The sequence below is a fragment of the Traorella massiliensis genome (genome assembly GCF_900104665.1).
In the GTDB taxonomy this organism is placed as follows: Bacteria; Bacillota_I; Bacilli_A; order Erysipelotrichales; family Erysipelotrichaceae; genus Traorella; species Traorella massiliensis.
Map to the genome: position 1 here is coordinate 449708 of NZ_LT629967.1, position 20302 is coordinate 470009.

20 protein-coding genes are annotated in these 20302 nt (G+C 36.3%); 8 read left to right on the forward strand and 12 right to left on the reverse strand.

The genetic code is table 11. The features are described from left to right. Positions 1 to 10 precede the first annotated feature (10 nt). The 5 genes from BQ5367_RS03335 to BQ5367_RS03355 all read left to right on the forward strand — a co-directional run bounded on the left by BQ5367_RS03335 (position 11) and on the right by BQ5367_RS03355 (position 4556). Positions 11 to 865, forward strand: a complete 855-nt coding sequence (locus BQ5367_RS03335; RefSeq protein WP_071441146.1) for a DegV family protein — start codon at positions 11 to 13, stop codon at positions 863 to 865. A 4-nt stretch (positions 866 to 869) separates the two neighbouring features. Continuing rightward, on the forward strand, positions 870 to 1616 hold the full coding sequence (locus tag BQ5367_RS03340) for a hypothetical protein (protein WP_071441147.1): 747 nt from the start codon (positions 870 to 872) through the stop codon (positions 1614 to 1616). A gap of 15 nt (positions 1617 to 1631) precedes the next feature. After that, a complete protein-coding gene (locus BQ5367_RS03345; RefSeq protein ID WP_071441148.1) occupies positions 1632 to 2390 on the forward strand; it encodes an NAD-dependent protein deacylase in 759 nt (252 codons plus the stop codon). 142 nt (positions 2391 to 2532) lie between these two features. Further along, positions 2533 to 3846, forward strand: coding sequence for a 6-phospho-beta-glucosidase (locus BQ5367_RS03350; protein ID WP_071441149.1), 1314 nt, complete (start codon positions 2533 to 2535; stop codon positions 3844 to 3846). Between the two features lie 203 nt (positions 3847 to 4049). Further along, positions 4050 to 4556, forward strand: a complete 507-nt coding sequence (locus BQ5367_RS03355; protein ID WP_235858723.1) for a group II intron maturase-specific domain-containing protein — start codon at positions 4050 to 4052, stop codon at positions 4554 to 4556. 90 nt (positions 4557 to 4646) lie between these two features. On the opposite strand, the gene BQ5367_RS03360 is transcribed toward BQ5367_RS03355, so the two are convergent. After that, on the reverse strand, positions 4647 to 5810 hold the full coding sequence (locus BQ5367_RS03360) for a helix-turn-helix domain-containing protein (protein ID WP_071441150.1): 1164 nt from the start codon (positions 5808 to 5810) through the stop codon (positions 4647 to 4649). Positions 5811 to 6086: 276 nt separating this feature from the next. On the opposite strand from BQ5367_RS03360, the gene BQ5367_RS03365 reads away from it, so the two are divergent. After that, positions 6087 to 6629: a hypothetical protein gene (locus BQ5367_RS03365; RefSeq protein ID WP_071441151.1), complete on the forward strand. Its 543-nt coding sequence runs from the start codon at positions 6087 to 6089 to the stop codon at positions 6627 to 6629. A 23-nt stretch (positions 6630 to 6652) separates the two neighbouring features. Here BQ5367_RS03365 and feoB read toward each other — a convergent pair whose 3' ends face one another. The 10 genes from feoB to aroB form a co-directional block, all read right to left on the reverse strand. Then, the gene (feoB, locus tag BQ5367_RS03370) at positions 6653 to 8653 is read right to left on the reverse strand and encodes a ferrous iron transport protein B (RefSeq protein ID WP_071441152.1); all 2001 of its coding nucleotides are present in this window, start codon (positions 8651 to 8653) and stop codon (positions 6653 to 6655) included. Continuing rightward, positions 8650 to 8874 (reverse strand): FeoA family protein, encoded by a 225-nt coding sequence (locus BQ5367_RS13630; RefSeq protein WP_071441153.1) that lies wholly within the window; start codon positions 8872 to 8874, stop codon positions 8650 to 8652. The genes feoB and BQ5367_RS13630 overlap by 4 nt, the downstream gene beginning before the upstream one ends. Before the next feature lie 103 nt (positions 8875 to 8977). Further along, positions 8978 to 9826 carry a prephenate dehydrogenase gene (locus BQ5367_RS03380; protein WP_071441154.1) on the reverse strand — a complete coding sequence of 283 codons (849 nt, stop codon included), beginning with the start codon at positions 9824 to 9826 and terminating at the stop codon, positions 8978 to 8980. After that, positions 9813 to 11078 carry a 3-phosphoshikimate 1-carboxyvinyltransferase gene (gene aroA, locus BQ5367_RS03385; RefSeq protein ID WP_071441155.1) on the reverse strand — a complete coding sequence of 422 codons (1266 nt, stop codon included), beginning with the start codon at positions 11076 to 11078 and terminating at the stop codon, positions 9813 to 9815. Before aroA ends, BQ5367_RS03380 begins: the two co-directional genes overlap by 14 nt. Further along, on the reverse strand, positions 11078 to 12094 hold the full coding sequence (gene aroF / locus BQ5367_RS03390; RefSeq protein ID WP_071441156.1) for a 3-deoxy-7-phosphoheptulonate synthase: 1017 nt from the start codon (positions 12092 to 12094) through the stop codon (positions 11078 to 11080). The genes aroA and aroF (BQ5367_RS03390) overlap by 1 nt, the downstream gene beginning before the upstream one ends. Positions 12095 to 12096: 2 nt before the next feature. Then, entirely contained in the window at positions 12097 to 13113 is a 1017-nt protein-coding gene (gene aroF / locus BQ5367_RS03395; protein ID WP_071441157.1) for a 3-deoxy-7-phosphoheptulonate synthase, read from the reverse strand. After that, positions 13110 to 13562 (reverse strand): type II 3-dehydroquinate dehydratase, encoded by a 453-nt coding sequence (aroQ, locus tag BQ5367_RS03400; protein WP_071441158.1) that lies wholly within the window; start codon positions 13560 to 13562, stop codon positions 13110 to 13112. The genes aroF (BQ5367_RS03395) and aroQ overlap by 4 nt, the downstream gene beginning before the upstream one ends. Then, the gene (locus BQ5367_RS03405) at positions 13543 to 14784 is read right to left on the reverse strand and encodes a shikimate kinase (RefSeq protein ID WP_071441341.1); all 1242 of its coding nucleotides are present in this window, start codon (positions 14782 to 14784) and stop codon (positions 13543 to 13545) included. Before BQ5367_RS03405 ends, aroQ begins: the two co-directional genes overlap by 20 nt. After that, complete coding sequence (gene aroC / locus BQ5367_RS03410) at positions 14781 to 15866, reverse strand: chorismate synthase (protein ID WP_071441159.1); 1086 nt, start codon at positions 15864 to 15866, stop codon at positions 14781 to 14783. The genes BQ5367_RS03405 and aroC overlap by 4 nt, the downstream gene beginning before the upstream one ends. Then, positions 15863 to 16891, reverse strand: a complete 1029-nt coding sequence (gene aroB, locus BQ5367_RS03415) for a 3-dehydroquinate synthase (RefSeq protein ID WP_235858725.1) — start codon at positions 16889 to 16891, stop codon at positions 15863 to 15865. Before aroB ends, aroC begins: the two co-directional genes overlap by 4 nt. Positions 16892 to 17184: 293 nt before the next feature. Here aroB and BQ5367_RS03420 point away from each other — a divergent pair, with 293 nt between their 5' ends. Continuing rightward, complete coding sequence (locus BQ5367_RS03420) at positions 17185 to 18255, forward strand: bifunctional chorismate mutase/prephenate dehydratase (RefSeq protein ID WP_071441161.1); 1071 nt, start codon at positions 17185 to 17187, stop codon at positions 18253 to 18255. Continuing rightward, the gene (locus BQ5367_RS03425) at positions 18256 to 19500 is read left to right on the forward strand and encodes a pyridoxal phosphate-dependent aminotransferase (RefSeq protein ID WP_071441162.1); all 1245 of its coding nucleotides are present in this window, start codon (positions 18256 to 18258) and stop codon (positions 19498 to 19500) included. It begins immediately after the preceding gene. Between the two features lie 69 nt (positions 19501 to 19569). Here BQ5367_RS03425 and BQ5367_RS03430 read toward each other — a convergent pair whose 3' ends face one another. Then, positions 19570 to 20298 (reverse strand): HAD-IB family hydrolase, encoded by a 729-nt coding sequence (locus BQ5367_RS03430; RefSeq protein WP_071441163.1) that lies wholly within the window; start codon positions 20296 to 20298, stop codon positions 19570 to 19572. Between the last annotated feature and the right edge of the window lie 4 nt (positions 20299 to 20302).

The following is a 20302-nucleotide window of genomic DNA, read 5'->3' on the forward strand; positions in this document are numbered from 1 at the left end:
GAGGGCAGTTATGAAAGTAGCATTTGTATGTGACAGTGGTACAGGAAGGAATGTAGCACAGTTAAAGGAATTAGGGATTTACAGCTGTCCGCTGCAGATCAGTGATGAAAGTACGAATTATCTTGAATTAGAAGATAAAAGTATTGAAGAAATTTATGATAAGGTTGCAAAACAGGAACCGTTAAAAACGAGTTTACCTCCATTGGGAATGATTCATGATACGATTGAACAAATAAAAAAAGAAGGGTATGATACTGTTTTCTGTGTACCTATCTGTTCTGGATTATCCGGAACAGGGAATGCTTTTCGCTTAGCTTGTGAAGAGGCTGGATTGCAGTTTATCTTTGTTGATACGCATGTGACAGCAGAAGTAGAGTTTTATTGTGTAACACAGGCGAAGAAAATGTATGAAGAGGGTAAATCTATTGATGAAATTCTCAAAGAGTTGGATAAGGTGATTGCAAGTGCATCAACAATTTTAATGCCGATGGATCTTGATCATTTGGTGCGTGGCGGACGATTGACACCAATGGCGGCAAAACTGGCAGGTTTATTGAAGATTCGTCCCATTTTAAGAATTGATCAGACAACAAACGGCAGAATTGATGTATTTGATAAAGTAAGAACATTAAATAAAGCCATGGATCGTGTCATATCTTTTATGAAAGAACAGGGTGTTGGAGATTTCTATAATGTTTATGTTGCTTATGTAAAGGAAAAAAGTAATTGTGAAGTCATGCTGAATAAGATCAGAGAAGCTTTTCCAACTGCTTCTTCGCAATTAATTCCTTTAATTAGCACAGTTGGCTGTCATACGGGTATTGGCTGTATTGCCATTCAATATTATAAACGTATAGGAGAATAATATTATGCAGGAAAATAAGGGGAACATTTTTAGTGGAATAGTTGGAGCGTTAATTGGCGGATTGATTGCGGCTATTCCATGGATCGTGGCATATGTATTCTTAAATCTGATTTCTTCATTAGCAGCCATTTTGATTGCAAGTGGAGCGTACGCTGGCTATAAAAAGTTAAATGGTCCAGTAAATAAGAGTACGATTTGGATCATAGGTTTTATAACGCTTATTGTTGTAAGTGTTGCGAATTTTGTGATTATTCCGCTTGTTTATCTTGCCAAAGACGGCTTTGCATTAAATATGACTTATTATAAGTGGTTTTTTAGTTCAGATGAATTAATTTTAGGAATGATCAAGGATTATGTTATTTCGATTATTTTTGCTTTTATTGGAATACAAAGTGTTGTTCGTAATATTAGAAATGACAGAGGTATAGATGATCCGTCTTCTTATCAGAATGTGGATGCGAAATTAGCAGATATCAAAAGCGTTTTTTCTAAATATCATGCTTTTGATAAAGATAATGCAATTCCTAAAGAGATGGTCTTGAGTGAAACCGGTAATACACAGTTATTTCGCAGTTTATGTGCTCAGCGGGTCATTCGTCGTTATCGGGGAAATTATTATTTTGATGAAAGAGCTGAAACAGATAGTTTTTATCGTGCACGTAAAGTTCTGGTTTATGCCTTTTCAGTTGCTATTATCGTAGTAGTCGTTGTATTTATCCTGGCAGTACTTATTATAGCTTTAACAGAATAAGGGAAGCGATGATTTATGGTTGAAAAAATTGAGCTGATAACAGAATGGATAAAAAACAGTAATAATATCGTTTTCTTTGGTGGTGCCGGTGTATCTACAGAATCAGGTATTCCTGATTTTAGAAGTGATCAGGGAATCTATAAAAAGCAGTATATGTGTAATGGACGAAATGTCAGTGCTGAAGAATGTCTAAGCATTGATTTTGCTCGTCAGCATCCGGATATTTTCTATGATTACTATATTCATGAATTTATTCATCCGAATGCATTGCCGAATCGTGCACACAAAGTGTTAGCACAGCTTGAGAAATTAGGTAAATGCAAAGCAGTGATTACTCAAAATGTGGATTCACTGCATCAAATGGCAGGAAGTAAGAATGTGCTTGAACTGCATGGAACAACAGCAGCCTATTCCTGTGATCACTGTCATTTACAATACAGTGAAAAACAAGTATTTGAGCTTTTAAAAAAAGAAAGGGTTCCAAGATGTACCTGTGGTGGCTTAATACGTCCTAATATCGTTTTTTATGGTGAAGCATTACCTTCAGGTGTCTTTGAAAAAGCCATTGATTATGTTTCAAAATGTGAAGTATTTATTGTTGCAGGAACTTCTTTAAATGTATATCCTGCCGCAAATCTGATGAATTATTATTTAGGAAATAAGTGTATCTTGATCAACTTGCAGAAGACACCTTATGATGATATGGCAGATTGTGTAATTCATGAGAAATGTGGCGATGTATTGACACAGGTGTTTGAAAAGATAAAGATATAGAATTTAAATCCCATTACAAAAAGTTGTTAAAGGGATTTTTTCTTTTTTATATTTGTATGTGCTTTGCAAATTTGACATAAGAATAACAAATGATGCATTTTTAATAAAGATAATGTATATGCTTAACTAGAGAGGTACATAGATGAAAGAAAGCTTAAAAATTGCTACGATTGGTGGAGGATCTTCTTATACACCAGAACTCATTGAAGGCTTTATAAAAAGAATTGATAGTTTGTCTGTAAAGGAATTATGGCTGGTGGATATTGAAGATGGTAAGGAAAAACTTGAAATCATTGCTGATTTAGCAAGAAGAATGGTAAGAAGAGCTCAAGCGGATATTGAAATTCATGCGACTTTGGATCGTAGAGAAGCACTAAAAGATGCTGATTTTGTGACGACTCAATTTCGTGTGGGATTGTTAGATGCCAGAGAAAAAGATGAATTGATTCCAGCCAAGTATGGTGTGCTTGGGCAGGAAACAAATGGTCCTGGTGGTATGTTCAATGCTTTAAGAACGATTCCTGTATTATTGGATATTGTAAAAGATTGTGAAGAATTATGTCCGGATGCTTGGATCATCAGTTTCACAAATCCTGCTGGATTAAATGCTGAAGCGGTTCTTAGATATACGGGATGGAAAAAATTTATTGGTTTGTGTAATTCTCCAATTACGATTCGTCATCATGTATGTGAGCTTATGAACTTAGAACCATCGAAAGTGAGAATTGATTTTGCAGGTTTAAATCATATGGTGTTTGGTTTAAAAACATATTATGAAGGACAGGATATATCTGATCAAGTGATTGAAGCTTTATGTAAATATAATCAAGATAAGGCATTTGATGAAAGATTTGAATCTATTCCATACTTGCCTGAATTCATAAGAAAATTGAATTGTATACCTAGTCCCTATCTGCGTTATTACTTCTCAAAGGAAAAGATGCTTTCCCATGTACTGGAAGATGCGAAAGAACATCGTTGTCGTGCGCAGGTCGTTAAAAAGATTGAAGCAGATTTATTTAAAAAATATGCTGATCCAGCATTAGATGTAAAACCTAAAGAGCTTGAAAAAAGAGGTGGGGCATATTATAGTGATGCCGCATGTAATCTTATCGATTCGATCTATAATGATCGAAAGGATATACAGGTAGTAAATACTTTGAATAATGGTGGTTGTGCATCATTTGACGATGATGAAGTCGTAGAAATCAGCTGTGTGATCACAAAACAGGGACCTATTCCACTTACTATGAGAAGATTGCCAATACAGGTAGAAGGTATTTGCCGAGAAATCAAGACTTTTGAAAGATTAACAGCTGAAGCAGCTGTCAAGAAAGATAAAAATATTGCTTTAATGGCAATGACTGCAAATCCACAAGTACAGGATGTTGATAAAGCAAAAGTGATTTTAGATGAAATGATGGAAGCACATCAAAAATACTTGGGTGGATTTTAAAAGATAAAAAGCTATTAAGAAGTTCATTTTCTTAATAGCTTTTTTATGTGTGTCGGGCATGGCATGAATTCAGTTGGAGATAAACCAACCACAGATATTTACCGCCAAGTGTAGTGAACCACAAGCTGTTGACAGTGATGTCATGGCTGGAAAGGAAACTATTCTTGAAGGTTAGTGCCACGAAAACAAAGGTTGTACGTCCAATGAAAGGACAGTTCCTGGGGTTTTCCTTTTATAAGGATAGTCAGGGGTGGAAATGCAGACCTACTGAAAATAGAAAGAAATGTTTATATGAGAAGATAAAAGTAGTCTTATCAAGAAAACAAGCTGTTTCAAGACGTCTATCAATTACATTTACAAAGGTCAATCAAATAGTAAGAGGATGGATAAACTGTTTTAAGATAGGAAGCATAAAGCTATTTCTTGAAAAATTCGGACAATGGTTACGCCATAAAATAAGATGTATTATCATCAAGCAATGGAAAAGACCTATGACTATCTATAGAAATCTAAAGGTATTAAATATTAAATATAAATGCAGATTTAACGAAGAAGATATCTATAAATGCGCAAATTCAAGATTAGGATGGTACAGAAGAAGTGGATTAGATGTAGTCAATTTCATACTATCACCAGCAGTTCTAGGCAAAGAGAAAGGGGACAGACCGGGTTTAGTCAATCCCCTTAACTACTATCTTAAGAGTTTGTAGTTTCGATATAAATGTAGAGCCAAATACGAGGACCGTACGTTTGGTTCAACGGGAGGGGCAGTAAATCTGTGAATTTATTCCTCTACCCTATTATTTCATAAACGAAAGCAATTCCATCAGCTCATCATTCATCTTCCTGCTGAGATAATATCTGATAAGCGCATTCTTTGTTTCTGTATTCATAAATGCATAGAAATCACTTAAATCATCTTCTCTTTTCTCTTCGATATATCTTTTGACAAGCTCCTCTATCATATCCTCTTCCATATAATGTCCATAATCCGATATTTCATCGTACTCCATAGTTTCTATCGCCCATCTCAGCAGCTCTCTTCTCTGCACTGAATTTAAAAAAGGTATGATCTCGTCCAGATCGGTTTCTTCCTTTTGCGATGTGATCCAGGATACGATCCGTGACTTCTCTTCCGAATTGAAAAACGGCAGATATTCCTCCAGATCAAATTCATTTAATTTTCCTTCTGTCAGAAAGTCAATCACGAGCTTTTTCCCTTCATGATTGATAAACGGCAGAAACTCTTCCATGTTCTCCAGTGTTTTCTGACGGTCTTCTTTCTCAAGATACGATTCAAGCAGACGGTTGATCTGAACCTTATTTAAAAACGGCAGCATCTCGCTGATATCCAGCCTTGTCATGTCGCTTTCTATGATCAGATCAAGGATCTTGTCCTTGCTCTCGCTATTGCATATCGGAAGCAGTTCCAGCAGCTGATCGAATACTTTTTCATCTACATTCCCGATCGAATCGATCATGTCGCTGATCGTATCGGAATCAAAGTACTCGTAGGCGTTTCTGGAAAAGGATCCCAGCTTGATCTTCCTTCTGTTCAGTACCTTGTGGATCTTTTTAGGCTTCATAAAGGGAGCCAGATTCTCAAAAGCACTGGCAAAGGCATCATTCAGTTCCTTGTTGATATAGCTGGTCAGATCTTCTGAAAAACGCCCGGGATCAAACTTCTCTGTTTCATAAGGCTCGTCCTGTGTGGCTTCTTCTACGATCTCCTTGGCCTGTTCGACCTCTTCCTCTTTCATTTCAAAGCTGCCCCGCAACAGCTGGTCGATCGAAATATGGTAAAGATCGGCAATCTGCGGCAATAGGGCAATATCCGGAAGCGATTCATCTCTTTCCCATTTGCTGACAGCCTGATAGCTGACGCCCAGGATATCGGCTACTTCGCTTTGGGTCATATTATTGGCTTTTCTCAGATCAGCAATGGTTTTACCTATCTTGTTCATCTCTTATCTCCTCCTTGTCATATAAATAAAAGTTGTCACATCTTTGATCAGTTCATTTTTCATTTTTTCATATTCTCTTTCATCATAGTATTTGCTCATGGTATCTCCTCCCTTGACTGGATACCTATATCGTAAATACAAAAGTCCTTTTTGCCAATAACCTGTTAGTTGAAAAGAGGTATTCAACTAATAGTTGAATGAAATTTATGATAAAAATGAAAAATATTTTGGGAAAAATGAAGTTTTAGTGGATATAAAATAGTAGGAGGAATTTTTATGAAAAATTTAACTGAGGAAATTATTTTAAAATTATCTTGCAATACATTTATACAAAAAGAATGTATTGCGGCATTGATGTGTGAACATTTAGATGAATTTAATGATGTGTATTTTGAAGAAGTCATGGAGAAATACATTGATAAGATCATCAAAAAAGGTGAAGAAGGATGTACTGAAGATTATGATTTTTGTGTAGAGGCCCGCACTCCGAATATTGAAGAAAAACATAAAATCGTAGTAGGTGTACAGATTAAGATGTGCCCACAAGAAGAGAGTGGGATGTTACCGACTGAATTAACGGATGCTTTCAATTTATTTCATGAAGAAAAGATGAGAATAGAAGATGATATGATCTTGCGTTGCTATGGTTTTTGCTTTTACTTAGATCCACCTAAAAAACTTCAAGATCAGACAATTCGTTTAAAAGCAAATCTTTGTAACGCTGATGGAAAAAATCTCATGGAACCGAATAAATGCAACGCATTTATTGTTTATTTAGGTGATCGGCCAAAAGAAGAGGTTTTAAGTAAGATTCATTAAAAAAACAGGGTTTTAAACCCTGATTATAATATGAGCGTAGCACTCTGATAGAAAATAAAGGCAACGATCCAGGCAATAGAACATTGCATGATGATCATGATAAGCGTATATTTGATTCCCATTTCACGCTTAGCAGCAGCTATAGCTGCAATACATGGTGAATAAAGAAGGGTAAATAGTAAAAAGGCGTAAGCGCTAATTGGTGTAAACATCGTACCTAAAGCAGCAGGTAAGTTTTCACTTGTTGTCTGCATCAGAACAGCTAAAGAAGATACGACGGATTCTTTGGCTGTAAAGCCACTGATCAAAGCAGTAGCTGCACGCCAGTCACCAAATCCAAGGGGTTTAAAGATAAAGGAAATGGATTGACCGATGAGAGCAAGTATAGAATCAGCACTATCAGCTACCTGATTGAGATGCAGATCAAAGTTCTGCAGGAACCAGATGATGATACTGCCCAAAAAGATGATGGTAAAAGCTCTGGTAATGAAATCTTTTGCTTTTTCCCACATCAGTAAAAGGACACTTTTAGGACTTGGGAGACGATAGTTAGGCATTTCCATGACAAATGGTATCGGAGCTCCGGTATAAAGCGTTGATTTCATAATATAAGCAACGATGATCCCAACTAAAATTCCTGTTGTATATAATAAAATCATAACTTCTGCTGCATGATTTGGGAAAAATGCCAGTGAAAATACTGCATAAATCGGAACCTTAGCCGTACAGCTCATAAAAGGTGTCAATAAAATTGTCATGATGCGGTCACGATTTGACGAAAGAGTTCTTGTTGACATGATAGCTGGAACACTGCATCCAAAGCCAATCAGCATAGGAACAAAACTTTTTCCAGAAAGTCCCAGCTTACGTAGAGGTTTATCCATGATAAAAGCCACACGTGCCATATAACCACTATCTTCCAATATAGAAAGGAAAAAGAAAAGAACAACGATTACTGGCATAAAACTTAAGACTGAGCTGACTCCTGCAAATACGCCATCAACCAGTAAAGAATAGACAACATCATTTAAACCATAGTCCAATAAAAATTGTGAAATAAAAGTGACGATATATTCAATGATAATTGCAAAGCCATCACTTAAAAATGTACCAACCGGACCAAATGTCAAATAAAAAACAGCCGCCATGATCAATATGAAACTAGGAATAGCAAAATATTTACTTGTTAATACTGCATCTATTTTAACACTACGCAGATATTCCTTGCTTTCGTGAGCACGAATAACTGTATCCTTGCATAACTTTTCAATGAAAGTATAACGCATATCAGCCATTGCAGCCTCACGATCCATATCACATTCACGTTCCATTTCTTTAACCGAATGTTCAATGAGATCGATTTCATTGTCTGTAAGCTTTAATTGCTTTTCAAGAGGCTTGTCACCTTCAATGAGTTTGCTTGCTGCAAAGCGGGCAGGCATATGAATCTCTTGTGCATGATCTTCGATCATCGTCGAAATACCATGGATGCAGCGATGAACAGCTCCACTGCAAAAATCAAGACGAGCAGGCTGTTTTTTCTGTTTCGCAACTTGAATGACACAATTGACTAAATCACTGATACCTTCATTTTTAGCTGCACTGATAGGAACACAGTCAACACCGATCATTTCTTTAAACCGGTTGATTTTGATCGTACCGCCATTTGTTTTCATTTCATCCATCATATTGATTGCTAAGACCATAGGGATCTGCAGTTCAATAAGCTGTAATGTCAGATACAGATTTCTTTCGATATTTGTTGCATCAAGTATATTGATGATACAGTCGACTTCCCCGCTTAGAAGATAGTCACGGGTAACGATCTCTTCATTGGTATAAGGTGATAATGAATAAATTCCGGGTAAATCAACCAAAGTACAGTCTGAATGTCCGATAATCGTTCCTTCCTTTTTATCAACCGTAACACCTGGAAAATTACCAACGTGCTGGTTACTTCCTGTAAGCTGATTAAATAAAGTGGTCTTACCGCTATTTTGATTACCAATTAACGCAAAATTCATAATTTGCTCACCTCAATATTTTTAGCGTCTTCTACACGGAGCGTCAGAAGATAACCACGCAGACGTATTTCAATAGGATCTTTCATAGGTGCTACTTTATGCAGCTGAACTCTGGTTTTAGGAATACATCCCATTCCCAAAAGATGTCTTCTTAAAGCCCCTTCACCATTTACAGCTGTAATAATGGCTTCTTCGCCAACTTCCAATTCATCTAAGGTCATGCTTATCCTCCTTCTTGTTAACCAAATCTAACAGAATTATAATACTACGTAGAAAAGGAAAGTCAAGAGGTTACTGAATAAAAAAAGCATAGCTCAACTATGCTTAAAGATCAAAATATTTTCTTCTCTGGGTAGAAGTAATGAATTTTTGTTTCATCTTATTAATGTCTTCTTTTTCAAGAGCGTCTTTGAAATCATTTACTTCATTGACAAAACACTCGATTTCTTTGATGAGATTTTCTTTATTTAATAAGAATAACTCTGTCCATAGATTTTCATTGATTTTCGCAATTCTTGTAAGATCACGAAAGGAATCTCCCGTATATTCTTTTAAATGTGTAGAATCATTGGCGTTCATTAAGGAAACTGCAATGACATGGGTCAATTGTGAAAGATAACCAATCATTTCATCATGTTCCTCTACAGTTAATTGACAAATATGATTAAATCGAAGTTCTTTGCCAAATTCAACCATGAAGTCAATAGCTTCTTGAGTATTTTGATGTGTAGGAGTAATGATCAGATTGGCAGGTAAAAAGATTGATGGATCAGCGTATTGTACACCGCTGACTTCTTTACCAGCCATTGGGTGAGCAGGAATAAATTCACAGTCTTCACGTAAAAAGCTTTGTATCTTATATACGATAGCACCTTTGACTCCAGTAACATCACTAATCAGAGTATTTGGATGAAAAAGATGTTGATAATCACTGATCCAATTGATAAATGTAGTAGGATAAAGACCGGAAATGATGACATCTGCTCTTTGAATTAATTCAGGATCAGTTTCGCAACTGCCTTCATCAATGATATGATGTTCTAAACCATAGGCAATAGCCTTTGGATCGATATCAATCGCATAAATTTCATGATTCCATTTCTTTAAACCAAGAGCAATGCTTCCGCCTAAAAGACCTAATCCAACAATTAGAAATTTTTTATCTTTCATCATAGAGTGACACCTCGATTCCTATAGATCTCAAATCTTCGAAAAAAGAAGGATAACTCTTAGAAACAGCTTCACAGCCTTCAATTTCACCGCCTAATACACTTAAAGCAATCGCACAAGCCATGACAATACGATGATCTTTCCATCCGGATAAAGGGAGCACAGGCTTATGATAGCCACCATGAATGATCATTTCATCATGATAGGCTTCAATTGTACATCCCATCTTAGCACATTCGTTGACCATTGCTTCAATACGGTCGCTTTCTTTTAAGCGAAGGCGTGAAGCATTTTTAATGTGCGTAATTCCTTTTGAAAACATAGCTAGAATGCAAAGAATCGGTCCTAAATCAGGACAATTCTTTAAATCGATGTCATTTGCGATAAGAGAAGCAGGCTGGATATGATAAATACCATTATTCTCTTCTATACAGCCATTGAAATCGTGAAGAATATCTAAGATTTGTTTGTCTCCCTGTAAAGAAGCGGGATCCATACCTGCAATATCTAATTCTGCATTAATGGCACCTAGCACACCAAAGAAGGCAAACTGTGAGAAATCCCCCTCAATTATAACATTTTTCGGCTGATATTTTTGACTTCCTTGAATAAATAATGTCAAATCATTTTCCCATTCAATGATGATACCAAATTTTTTCATCATTTGAATGGTCAAATCGATATAACTTTTACTTTCAAATGGCGGAAGAATATGAATTCTTGAATTTCCTTTAAGCAAAGGAAGTGTAAATAAAAGACCACTGATAAACTGTGAACTGACATTTCCTTGAAGGGTGTAATCACCACTTACGAATGCTCCTTGGATTTCGATTCGCTCATCATTCTGATCAAAGTATGCACCTATTTTGGTAAAGAGATCCTCATAAATTTTTTGAGGACGTTTTAATAAACGATTTTTTCCTGTGAATGTAATTTTTTCATTAGTAAGTGAAAAGATCGGGATTAAAAAACGTAGCGTAGAACCAGATTCATTACATTCGATATGATGATCCTGAAGGTGTGCAAAATCAGCAATTCCTTCAATAATAAGTGAATCTTTGAAACATTCAATTTTTGCTCCCAGCTTCTGCATACACTTTATCGTTGTTTGAATATCTACAGAATAGTCAATATTAGAAAGATAACTTTTCCCGTTTGCAAGTGAAGCGCAGATGATGGCACGGTGGGCCATGCTTTTGCTAGGAGGAATTTTTATCATCCCCTTACACTTGGAAGGGCGAATGATCGCTTTCATTAGAGATCACGGCCCACTACATGGGCAATGTTTCTAGCTTTATCTATTAGTTGTTTGAACTTTTCTGGTTTTAGACACTGGGCGCCATCACTCCATGCACATTCAGGATGTTCATGTACTTCAATGATCAGACCATCAGCGCCTGCTGCAATAGCTGCCAATGACATAGATTCAATGTATTTCCAATTTCCTGTTGCATGTGAAGGATCAATGATGATAGGCAGGTGAGTTTTTTCTTTAATGATAGGTACGACACTTAAATCTAATGTATTACGAGTATATTTTTCAAAAGTACGAATCCCTCTTTCACAGAGAATAACATTTGGATTACCGCTTGCCATGATATATTCTGCGGACATGATCCATTCTTCAATTGTATTAGCTAACCCTCTTTTTAATAGAATGGGTTTATGACTCTTTCCAACAGCCTTCAGCAAAGAGAAATTCTGCATATTTCTGGCGCCAATTTGAATGACATCCACATATTCCTCAAATTCATCTAATTGATCACTATCCATCAATTCACTGACAATAGGCAATCCTGTACGCTTTCTGGCTTCTACCATATCTAAAATTCCTTCTGTTCCTAATCCTTGAAAAGCATAAGGAGAAGTTCTTGGCTTATAAGCACCGCCACGTAACATACAGGCACCAGCCTCTTTGACATCTTGTGCTAATTGACAGATGTGGTCTAATCCTTCTACACTGCAAGGTCCGCCAATGACAACGATTTTTTCATGTCCGCCAACTTTAATCCCATTCACATCAACGATCGTATCTTCCGGATGAAATAAACGATTCGCTTTTTTATATGGTGCAGCAATACGAGTAACGTTATCAACGATCGGATTGGCTTTGATCTTTCTTTCATCTAAGGAGGTAGTATCACCAATCAAACCTAAAATATGATAATCGCTTCCTACTGAATCATTGACTTGGAAGCCTTGGCTTTCAAAATTTTGAATAAGTTCGCTGATCAATGCAGGATCAGCATTTTTCTTTACTGTAACGATCATAACTATAAATCCCTTCCTATTACATGAGCAATGGCTCTTGCTTTATCTATCATTGCTTTAAACTTATCTGGTTTTAAACATTGCGCACCATCGCTCCAAGCACATTCCGGATTGCGATGAACTTCTACGATCAATCCATCTGCACCTGCGGCAATCGCTGCCAGAGACATGCTTTCTACCAGTTCCCAGCTGCCTGTTGCATGTGATGGATCAATAATAATTGGCAAGTGAGTTTTCTTTTTAACGATCTGTACAACACTTAAATCCAGCGTATTACGAGTATATTTTTCAAAAGTACGAATCCCTCTTTCACAAAGAATGACATTTTCATTTCCACCGGCCATGATATATTCAGCACTCATCAGCCATTCTTCGATAGTATTGCTTAAACCACGTTTTAAAAGAACTGGTTTGTTGATTTTTCCTAAGGCTTTCAGCAGCTCAAAATTCTGCATATTTCTTGCCCCTACCTGAATCAGATCAACATATTTTACGAATTCATCAATCTTGTTTTCACTCATGATCTCACTAACGATTGGCAAGCCCGTACGTCTTTTTGCTTCTACCATATCCATGATGCCTTCTGTTCCTAGACCTTGAAAAGCATAAGGCGAAGTTCTTGGCTTATAAGCCCCGCCACGCAGCATACAGCCACCGGCATCTTTCACATCCTGTGCCAGCTCACAAATCTGATCCAATCCTTCCACACTGCAAGGCCCGCCAATAACAACAATTTTTTCATGACCTCCTACCTTGATGCCATCAACATCAATGATACTGTCTTCAGGATGAAACAAGCGATTCACCTTTTTATAAGGAGCAGCCACACGGGTAACATTTTCTACCCAAGGATTGCTCATCAGTCGACGATCATCAATGACAGTCGTATCACCCACGATACCAAAAACATTATAGCTTGTACCGGTGATCAGATTAACTTCCAGTCCCTTTGTTTTAAATTCACTCAATATCTTATCAATTTCACTTTGTGGTGCACCCTTTTTACATGTGATGATCATATACATTCCCCCTTGTACATTTCTAATTTATTTTTTAAAGCTTTGATACCCGTAACATATCCTTGTATCCCTTGACCGCTGATCGTTTTAAAGCACGCTTGCCGTACATAAGAAATCTGTCTGAAATCTTCTCTTTCTTCAACCTTAGAAATATGAACTTCTACAGCAGGAATACTGACTGCTTTTAACGCATCCAAAAGAGCAATTGAAGTATGGGTATAAGCTCCCGGATTGATGACGATGCCATCTACTTTCCCATAAGCCTGTTGGATCTTATCCACTAAATCCCCTTCATGGTTACTTTGATAACACTCTATCTCAATTTTTAACTCTTTGCCGCAATTCAAACAGGTTTGAATAAGTGTATCAAAAGTCTCACTTCCATAAATATGTTTTTCTCGTATGCCCAGCATATTGATATTAGGACCATTAAGCACCAGTATTTTCATTCCACACCTCCACAAGCTTATTTATAGTATTTTCTATAGAATGATTATTTTCAATACAAACATCACTATATTTTATATAATAAGGCTCTCGCTCTTTTTCCATCTTACATAAAGTCTCATAGTCTTTGCTTAGCGGTCGTCCATTACCAACACTAAGCTGACTGACATCACGTTTGATATAAACGATCCATGAATTTAAAGACAAAGCTTTCATATTGATTTCCTTTTTTATGACTCCGCCACCACAGCTGATCACAGTATGATTTAATAAACTTGCTTTTAAACATACCTGTGTTTCTAAATCACGAAAAGCTTCTTCACTCTCTTCAAAGATCTCAGGGATCGTTTTTTGGGCCAATTTTTCAATTTCATGATCCAGATCCATAAAATCATAACCTATTTTCTCACTTAAACATTTGCCAATGGTTGTCTTGCCACAGCTAGGCATACCAATCAAAACGATGTTCTGTTTATCATGATAGATTTGTTTTGTCAATTCATCGATTTTAGAAGGATCAATCTGATTTCCAATAAAGAATTCACAGGCACTTACTGCTTGTGCAACAAGCATTTCTAATCCGTTGACATAAGGAATATGTTTCTTTTTTGCTTGATAACATAAAGCTGTCAGCAACGGATTATAAACGACATCAATGACACCTTCACAGTTTTCAAAATCATCAAGATCCACGATCTGAGAAAGAATATCCGGACTCATGCCAACACTGGTCGTATTAATAATGATTTGAATATCATACCGTTTTTTCATTTGTTCATAGGTGATATAAGGTGTATTTCGATTTCTGGCTACCTGAATAATTTCTTTGACCTTCAATGCTTCACAAACCGCATAAGCAGTTTTGCTCGTACCGCCACTGCCGCATATAGCAACTATTTTATTTTCGATATTAAAATGATGCTCGATCATTCTTTTTAAGCCATCAAAATCCGTGTTTGTAGCAATGAGCTTACCATTGACATTTTTAATGGTATTAATGGCATGAATCTTTTTGGCTTTATCATCAATCTCATCACAATATTCAATGACTTTTTCTTTATAAGGAATCGTAACATTGATTGCATCAAAGTCTTTTTTCTTCATGAAATGATGAAATTCATCCTCACTTAAGGGAATCAGATCATAATGATAAGGAGCAATCTGTTCATGAATGATCTTAGAAAAGCTATGTCCTAATTTTCCGCCAATCAGTCCAACTTTCATAAACATAGCCACTCCTCTCCAAAATGCTCAACACATAAATCTAATAGTGCTAAGGCAATCATACTATCTACAACGACTCTTGCACGATGAAAGATGGCAGGATCATGACGTCCGGTTAAGGTCAGGGTATCATTTTCCATTGTGCCCAGATTAACGGTATTTTGTTTCTTAAAGATAGAAGCAGTAGGTTTGATTACCAGTTTGATCAAGATTGGCATGCCATTTGAAATACCACCGTTGATACCGCCATTATGATTTGTACGTGTTGTTATCTTATCTTTTTCGATCTGCCATTCATCATTGATTTCGCTGCCTTTATAATTTACAAAATCAAAGCCTAGACCAAATTCAATACCTTTTACAGCAGGAATAGAAAATAAATAACTGCTTAGCTGACTTTCAATTGAATGAAAAAAAGGTTCACCAATGCCAACAGGCATATTCAAAACACAGCTTTCAAGAATGCCTCCGACACTATCATGATCTTTCGCAATGTCTTCAATTCGCTGGATCATCTGCTGACCGATAGGATCATCTAATGTTGCGAAATCTAACGCATTACACTTTTCTATATCTAAGGCATGATCTACAAAAGAGCGATCTTTAATTTCCTGGCACTGCAAGATATGCGTACCAATCAGAATCTTTTTTCTTTTTAAAAGATCTAAAGCAATCGCTCCGGCTGCAACAAGCGGTGCTGTCAGTCTTCCTGAAAAATGTCCGCCTCCACGATAATCTTCATATCCCTTATATTTAACATGGGCGACATAATCGGCATGACTAGGGCGAGGAAGTTCAGGATGATAGTCTTTACTACGCTGATTTTTATTTTCGATCTCAATATGGATCGGAGTTCCGGTAGTATAACCATTGAAAACACCACTCGTAATCTTAAAATCATCAGCTTCATGACGCTGCGTAGATATTTTCCCTTTAGGCTTACGTTTTTCTAATTGTGCCTGTATAAATTCACGATCAATGACAATACCGGCAGGAAGTCCGTCAATCACAACCCCCATTGCTTCACAATGGCTTTCACCATATAAAGCAATCGTTATATTTTTTCCAATGACACTTTTCATAAAGACCTCCTGATATATTGACGAAGATCATCAATTTTAACTTTTTCGATGACAGCTTTGCCAAGCTCATTTACTTTGACGATATCAATTTCATTCCCTTTTGCTTTTTTATCATTCTTAATGAAGCGAATGCATTCTTCACAATCAAGAGAAGTTACAAAAGGAATGTTCATCTTTTTAAGAATTTCAATTAAATCATGACGTATCTGTTCATTTTCCTCGATCATGATCATCCCATTTGCGACACATTCGCCATGATAATAATCATGAAGATGATAGATACTCTCAATGGCATGACCGATCGTATGTCCAAAATTCAAGATCTTTCGAATATTTTGTTCCTTTTCATCTTTTTCGACCACTCTTTTTTTCATGAATAAAGATCGTTCGATGATTTCTTCTAAATAAGGACTTTCAACATCGATTTCATCAATATGTTCTTTAAACAAATCAAAAATAACAGGGTCCTGGATACATCCGGCTTTTAAAGCCTCAACCAGACCATTATAGAAATGACGCTTGGATAAAGTTTTTAACGTATCAACATCAACGATCACAGTTTCAGGATGATAGAAACAGCCTACACAATTTTTAATGCCGTTTAAGTTGATCGCCACTTTGCCGCCAATGCTGGAATCAATCTGCGAAAGTGTCGTTGTAGGAATAGAAACAAAACGACATCCTCTTTTATATGTACCCGCTACAAAACCTGCAAGATCACCAATGACACCGCCTCCTAAAGCAAGTACCATATCTTTTCTTGAAAAATGAAGTGAAAGGAGTTTTTCTAAAAGCATCTGATAAGTATCAAATCCTTTGGAAACCTCACCTTCTGCCACTTCTACTAATGTAGCATTCTCTAATTGTGCCATTACTTCTTCTTTTAAAGAAAGTGGTATCTGTGTATCGCTGACTACCATGACTTTACAGTTAAAATTGATATAGTCTTTTAAATGAAGATGACTTTCTCTTTCAATAATGACACGGCTTGACGCATCTTTAAGCTGTACAGTAAATTCCATCATATGACCCCCAATGAATAAAAAAAGCATCACTTTACTGATGCCGCTTGCCCCATATAAACAAAAGTACCAATCAATGAATTGGCTTGTTTAGGGGCTTAACGATAAAAGTAAAAGCTAGATGCTTGTTTAAATGTATTCATGGTTTTAGTTTACTCGTTTTTTCACATAAAATCAAGCCCTTTTGAAAGAAATATTACGATTTTCATGAAAAGCTAATTCGCATTTTCAATCTATTCATGAAAATGAATGCTACTCTTTTTAAATCGTGCTATAATAAGGGCAATGAGGTGACTATGAACGAATTAGAAAAAGCAAGAATAAAGATTAATGAAGCAGATCAGAAGATTGCGGAAAGCTTTGAGAAAAGAATGAAAGCTGTAGAAGAAGTTATTGGTTATAAGATGAAGCATGATCTGCCTATCTATGATGAAAAAAGAGAAAAACAGGTAATTGAAAGAAATCTTTCTTTCCTTCATGATGAAAAATTAAAGCCTTATTTTAAAGATTGTCTCAATCAGATGATGCGCATATCAAAAGAATATCAGAATGCCATACTTCATCAAGGCATTTATGGATATCAGGGAGTCAGAGGTGCTTTTAGCCAGATTGCGACTTCACGTTTATTCCCTAGCGGTCAGCAAAAAAGCTATTTGCGTTTTGAAGATGTTGTTCTAGGAGTTAAAAATCATGAAATTGAAAAAGGCGTCTTACCTTTTGAAAATTCTACAACCGGTGAAGTAGGCGAGGTTTTTGATCTATTATATAAGTATGATGTGAAAATAACTTCCTTTTATGATCTTAAGGTTGATCAGAATCTAATGGGGATCAAGGGCAGCCGTTTAAGTGATATCAAGAAGGTGTATTCAAAGCTTCAGGCTTTGGAACAATGTGCTGAAACATTAAAGCCTTTTGATTTTGAATTGATTCCTTATGCGAATACCGCATTGGCGGCACGATATGTCAGTGAATGTGCTGATCCAAGCATAGGAGCGATTGCTGCTAAGGAAAGTGCTGAAGAATATGGATTAGAGATTCTAATGGAAAATATCAATTCCAGCAGTGATAATGTGACCCGTTTTATCGTAATAGAAAATGAATGCTTAAAATCAGGCGATTTAATTATGATCATGTTCACGGTCAATCATGAATCAGGAGCTCTGGCAAAAATCATGCAGATCATTGCGGATTATTCATTAAATATGACAAGCATTAAATCAAGAGCATGTCGTAATCAGTCATGGCAATATTATTTCTATGTAGAGATCGAAGGTGATCTTGCAGATGAAAGAGTGCAAGCCTGCTTTAGAGAATGTGGGAAACACTGTGAGTTAAAGATTATCGGATGTGTGAAAGGAGAGAGTTAAATGAATTTTATTAAAGAAAGTGCTGACAAAAAACCGATTGTGGATACTGTGTTTGCGATTGTCGCAAAAGCAAAAGAAGCAAAGGAAAAGTATGGGGATGAAAACGTCATAGATGCAACCATAGGTTCATTATATGATGAACAGGGACATATCGTTGCATTCCATAGTGTATTTGAAAGCTTTGATCAGATACCTGCTGCACAGAAGGCTGCCTATGCCGATAGTTTCAGAGGCAATCCTGATTTTAGAGAATTAGTAAAGAAATGGACGTTAGGTCAGGGTAAGGTCAATCTGGAAAGCAGTGTGATCGCAACTCCGGGCGGTACAGGTGCCGTATCCTTAGTGATGAGTGAATTTTTAGAAACCGATGAAACAGTGATCCTTCCAGATATCGCATGGGGAAGTTATTCTTTGATGGCAAAGGATAAACAATTGAAAGCAGTCACTTATGAAATGTTTGAAAATGATCATTTCAACTTAAACTCATTAAAGAAACAGGTTAATGCCTTAGCTGGCAAGCAGAATCGTATTGTTGTGGTCATTAATGATCCTTGTCACAATCCAACAGGCTATACGATGACAAAGCAAGAATGGCATGAATTGATTGCTTTTCTAAATGAAGTGGCTAAGACAACGCCATGTATCATCTTGAATGATATTGCTTATATCGATTATGCTTATGATCTTGAACATTCAAGAGATTATATGCGTGAGTTTGAAGGTATGAGCGATCAGGTCATGGCGGTAATTGCTATGAGCTGTTCCAAGACATTAACAAGTTATGGATTGCGCTGTGGAGCAGCCGTGATCTGTGCTCATTCTAAAGAAAGCGTAAGAGAAGCTGAAATTGTTTTTGAAAAGAGTGCTCGTGCCCTTTGGAGCAATGTCAATAATGCGGCTATGATCAATTTTGTCAATGTAGTAAAAGATCATAAAGAAGAATTTTTAAATGAAAAGAAAGAATATATTCATTTATTAAAAAAGAGAAGTTCTATTTTCATGGAAGAAGCTAAAGCTTGTAATTTACCGGTATATCCATATAAGGAAGGTTTCTTTGTCACGATCAAAATAGAAAATAATGACTTAAAAGAAAAATACCATACTCTTTTAATGGAAAATAATATTTTTACAGTTCAAGTCAATAAAGGAATTCGTGTAGGTATCTGTTCATTAAGTGTTGAGAAGGCTAAAGGATTAGCTTTGAAGATGAAGCTTCTATTGGATCAGGTTGTTACCACAGAATAAAATAAAATGCAAATAAAAATTCACGTGAATTTCTAATGAAAGAATTCACGTGAATTTTTTTAATCTAGATTATAACAGTTTTAACTGATTCTCATTCATCTGATAAATGACATTTTTTCTTTCTACAATAATTGATATTTTCTTTGATACCTCTTTGGAGGCTTTTATTTTCTCTAACAACTCTTTTGTAGGATTCATGGCATAAGGGTGACCTACCAGCTCAAACATCGTAAAATCACCGGTCGTATCCCCATAGGCATAACTTTGACTTAAATCAATATCATAATCTTCAACAAGCTCTAATATAGCTTTCTTTTTACTTTTGTGATCCCACATAGGAATGACATCTCCTGTATAACGTCCATGCTCATCCGTCACATAAATCGTACCTCTACAATCGGTAAACTCATATTTACGAGCCATAGCCTCTACTAATTCAAGGGGTGAACCAGAAACAGCAAATACAAGATGTCCTTCTTTCTTATGATTGAGGATTTCATCACGAGTAAATGTATAAACACGTTCCCCTTTTTGTTTGATGACCGTATCAGCAATATGCAGAATATGTTCATTGGATAAACCAATAAGTGTTGACTTATATATATCAACCATTTTATTGAGATAATCATCATATTCTCCCTGACGACGATCATATTTCATAAACGTTGGTTTTACTTCATCATGCCAAAGTCTTTCATCTACTAATTCATGTGTGATAAATTTTTTAAATACTTCAGTAATCAATCCTTCACGATATAAAGTTCCATCAATATCAAAAAAAGCCGCAATTTTTCCCATGTTT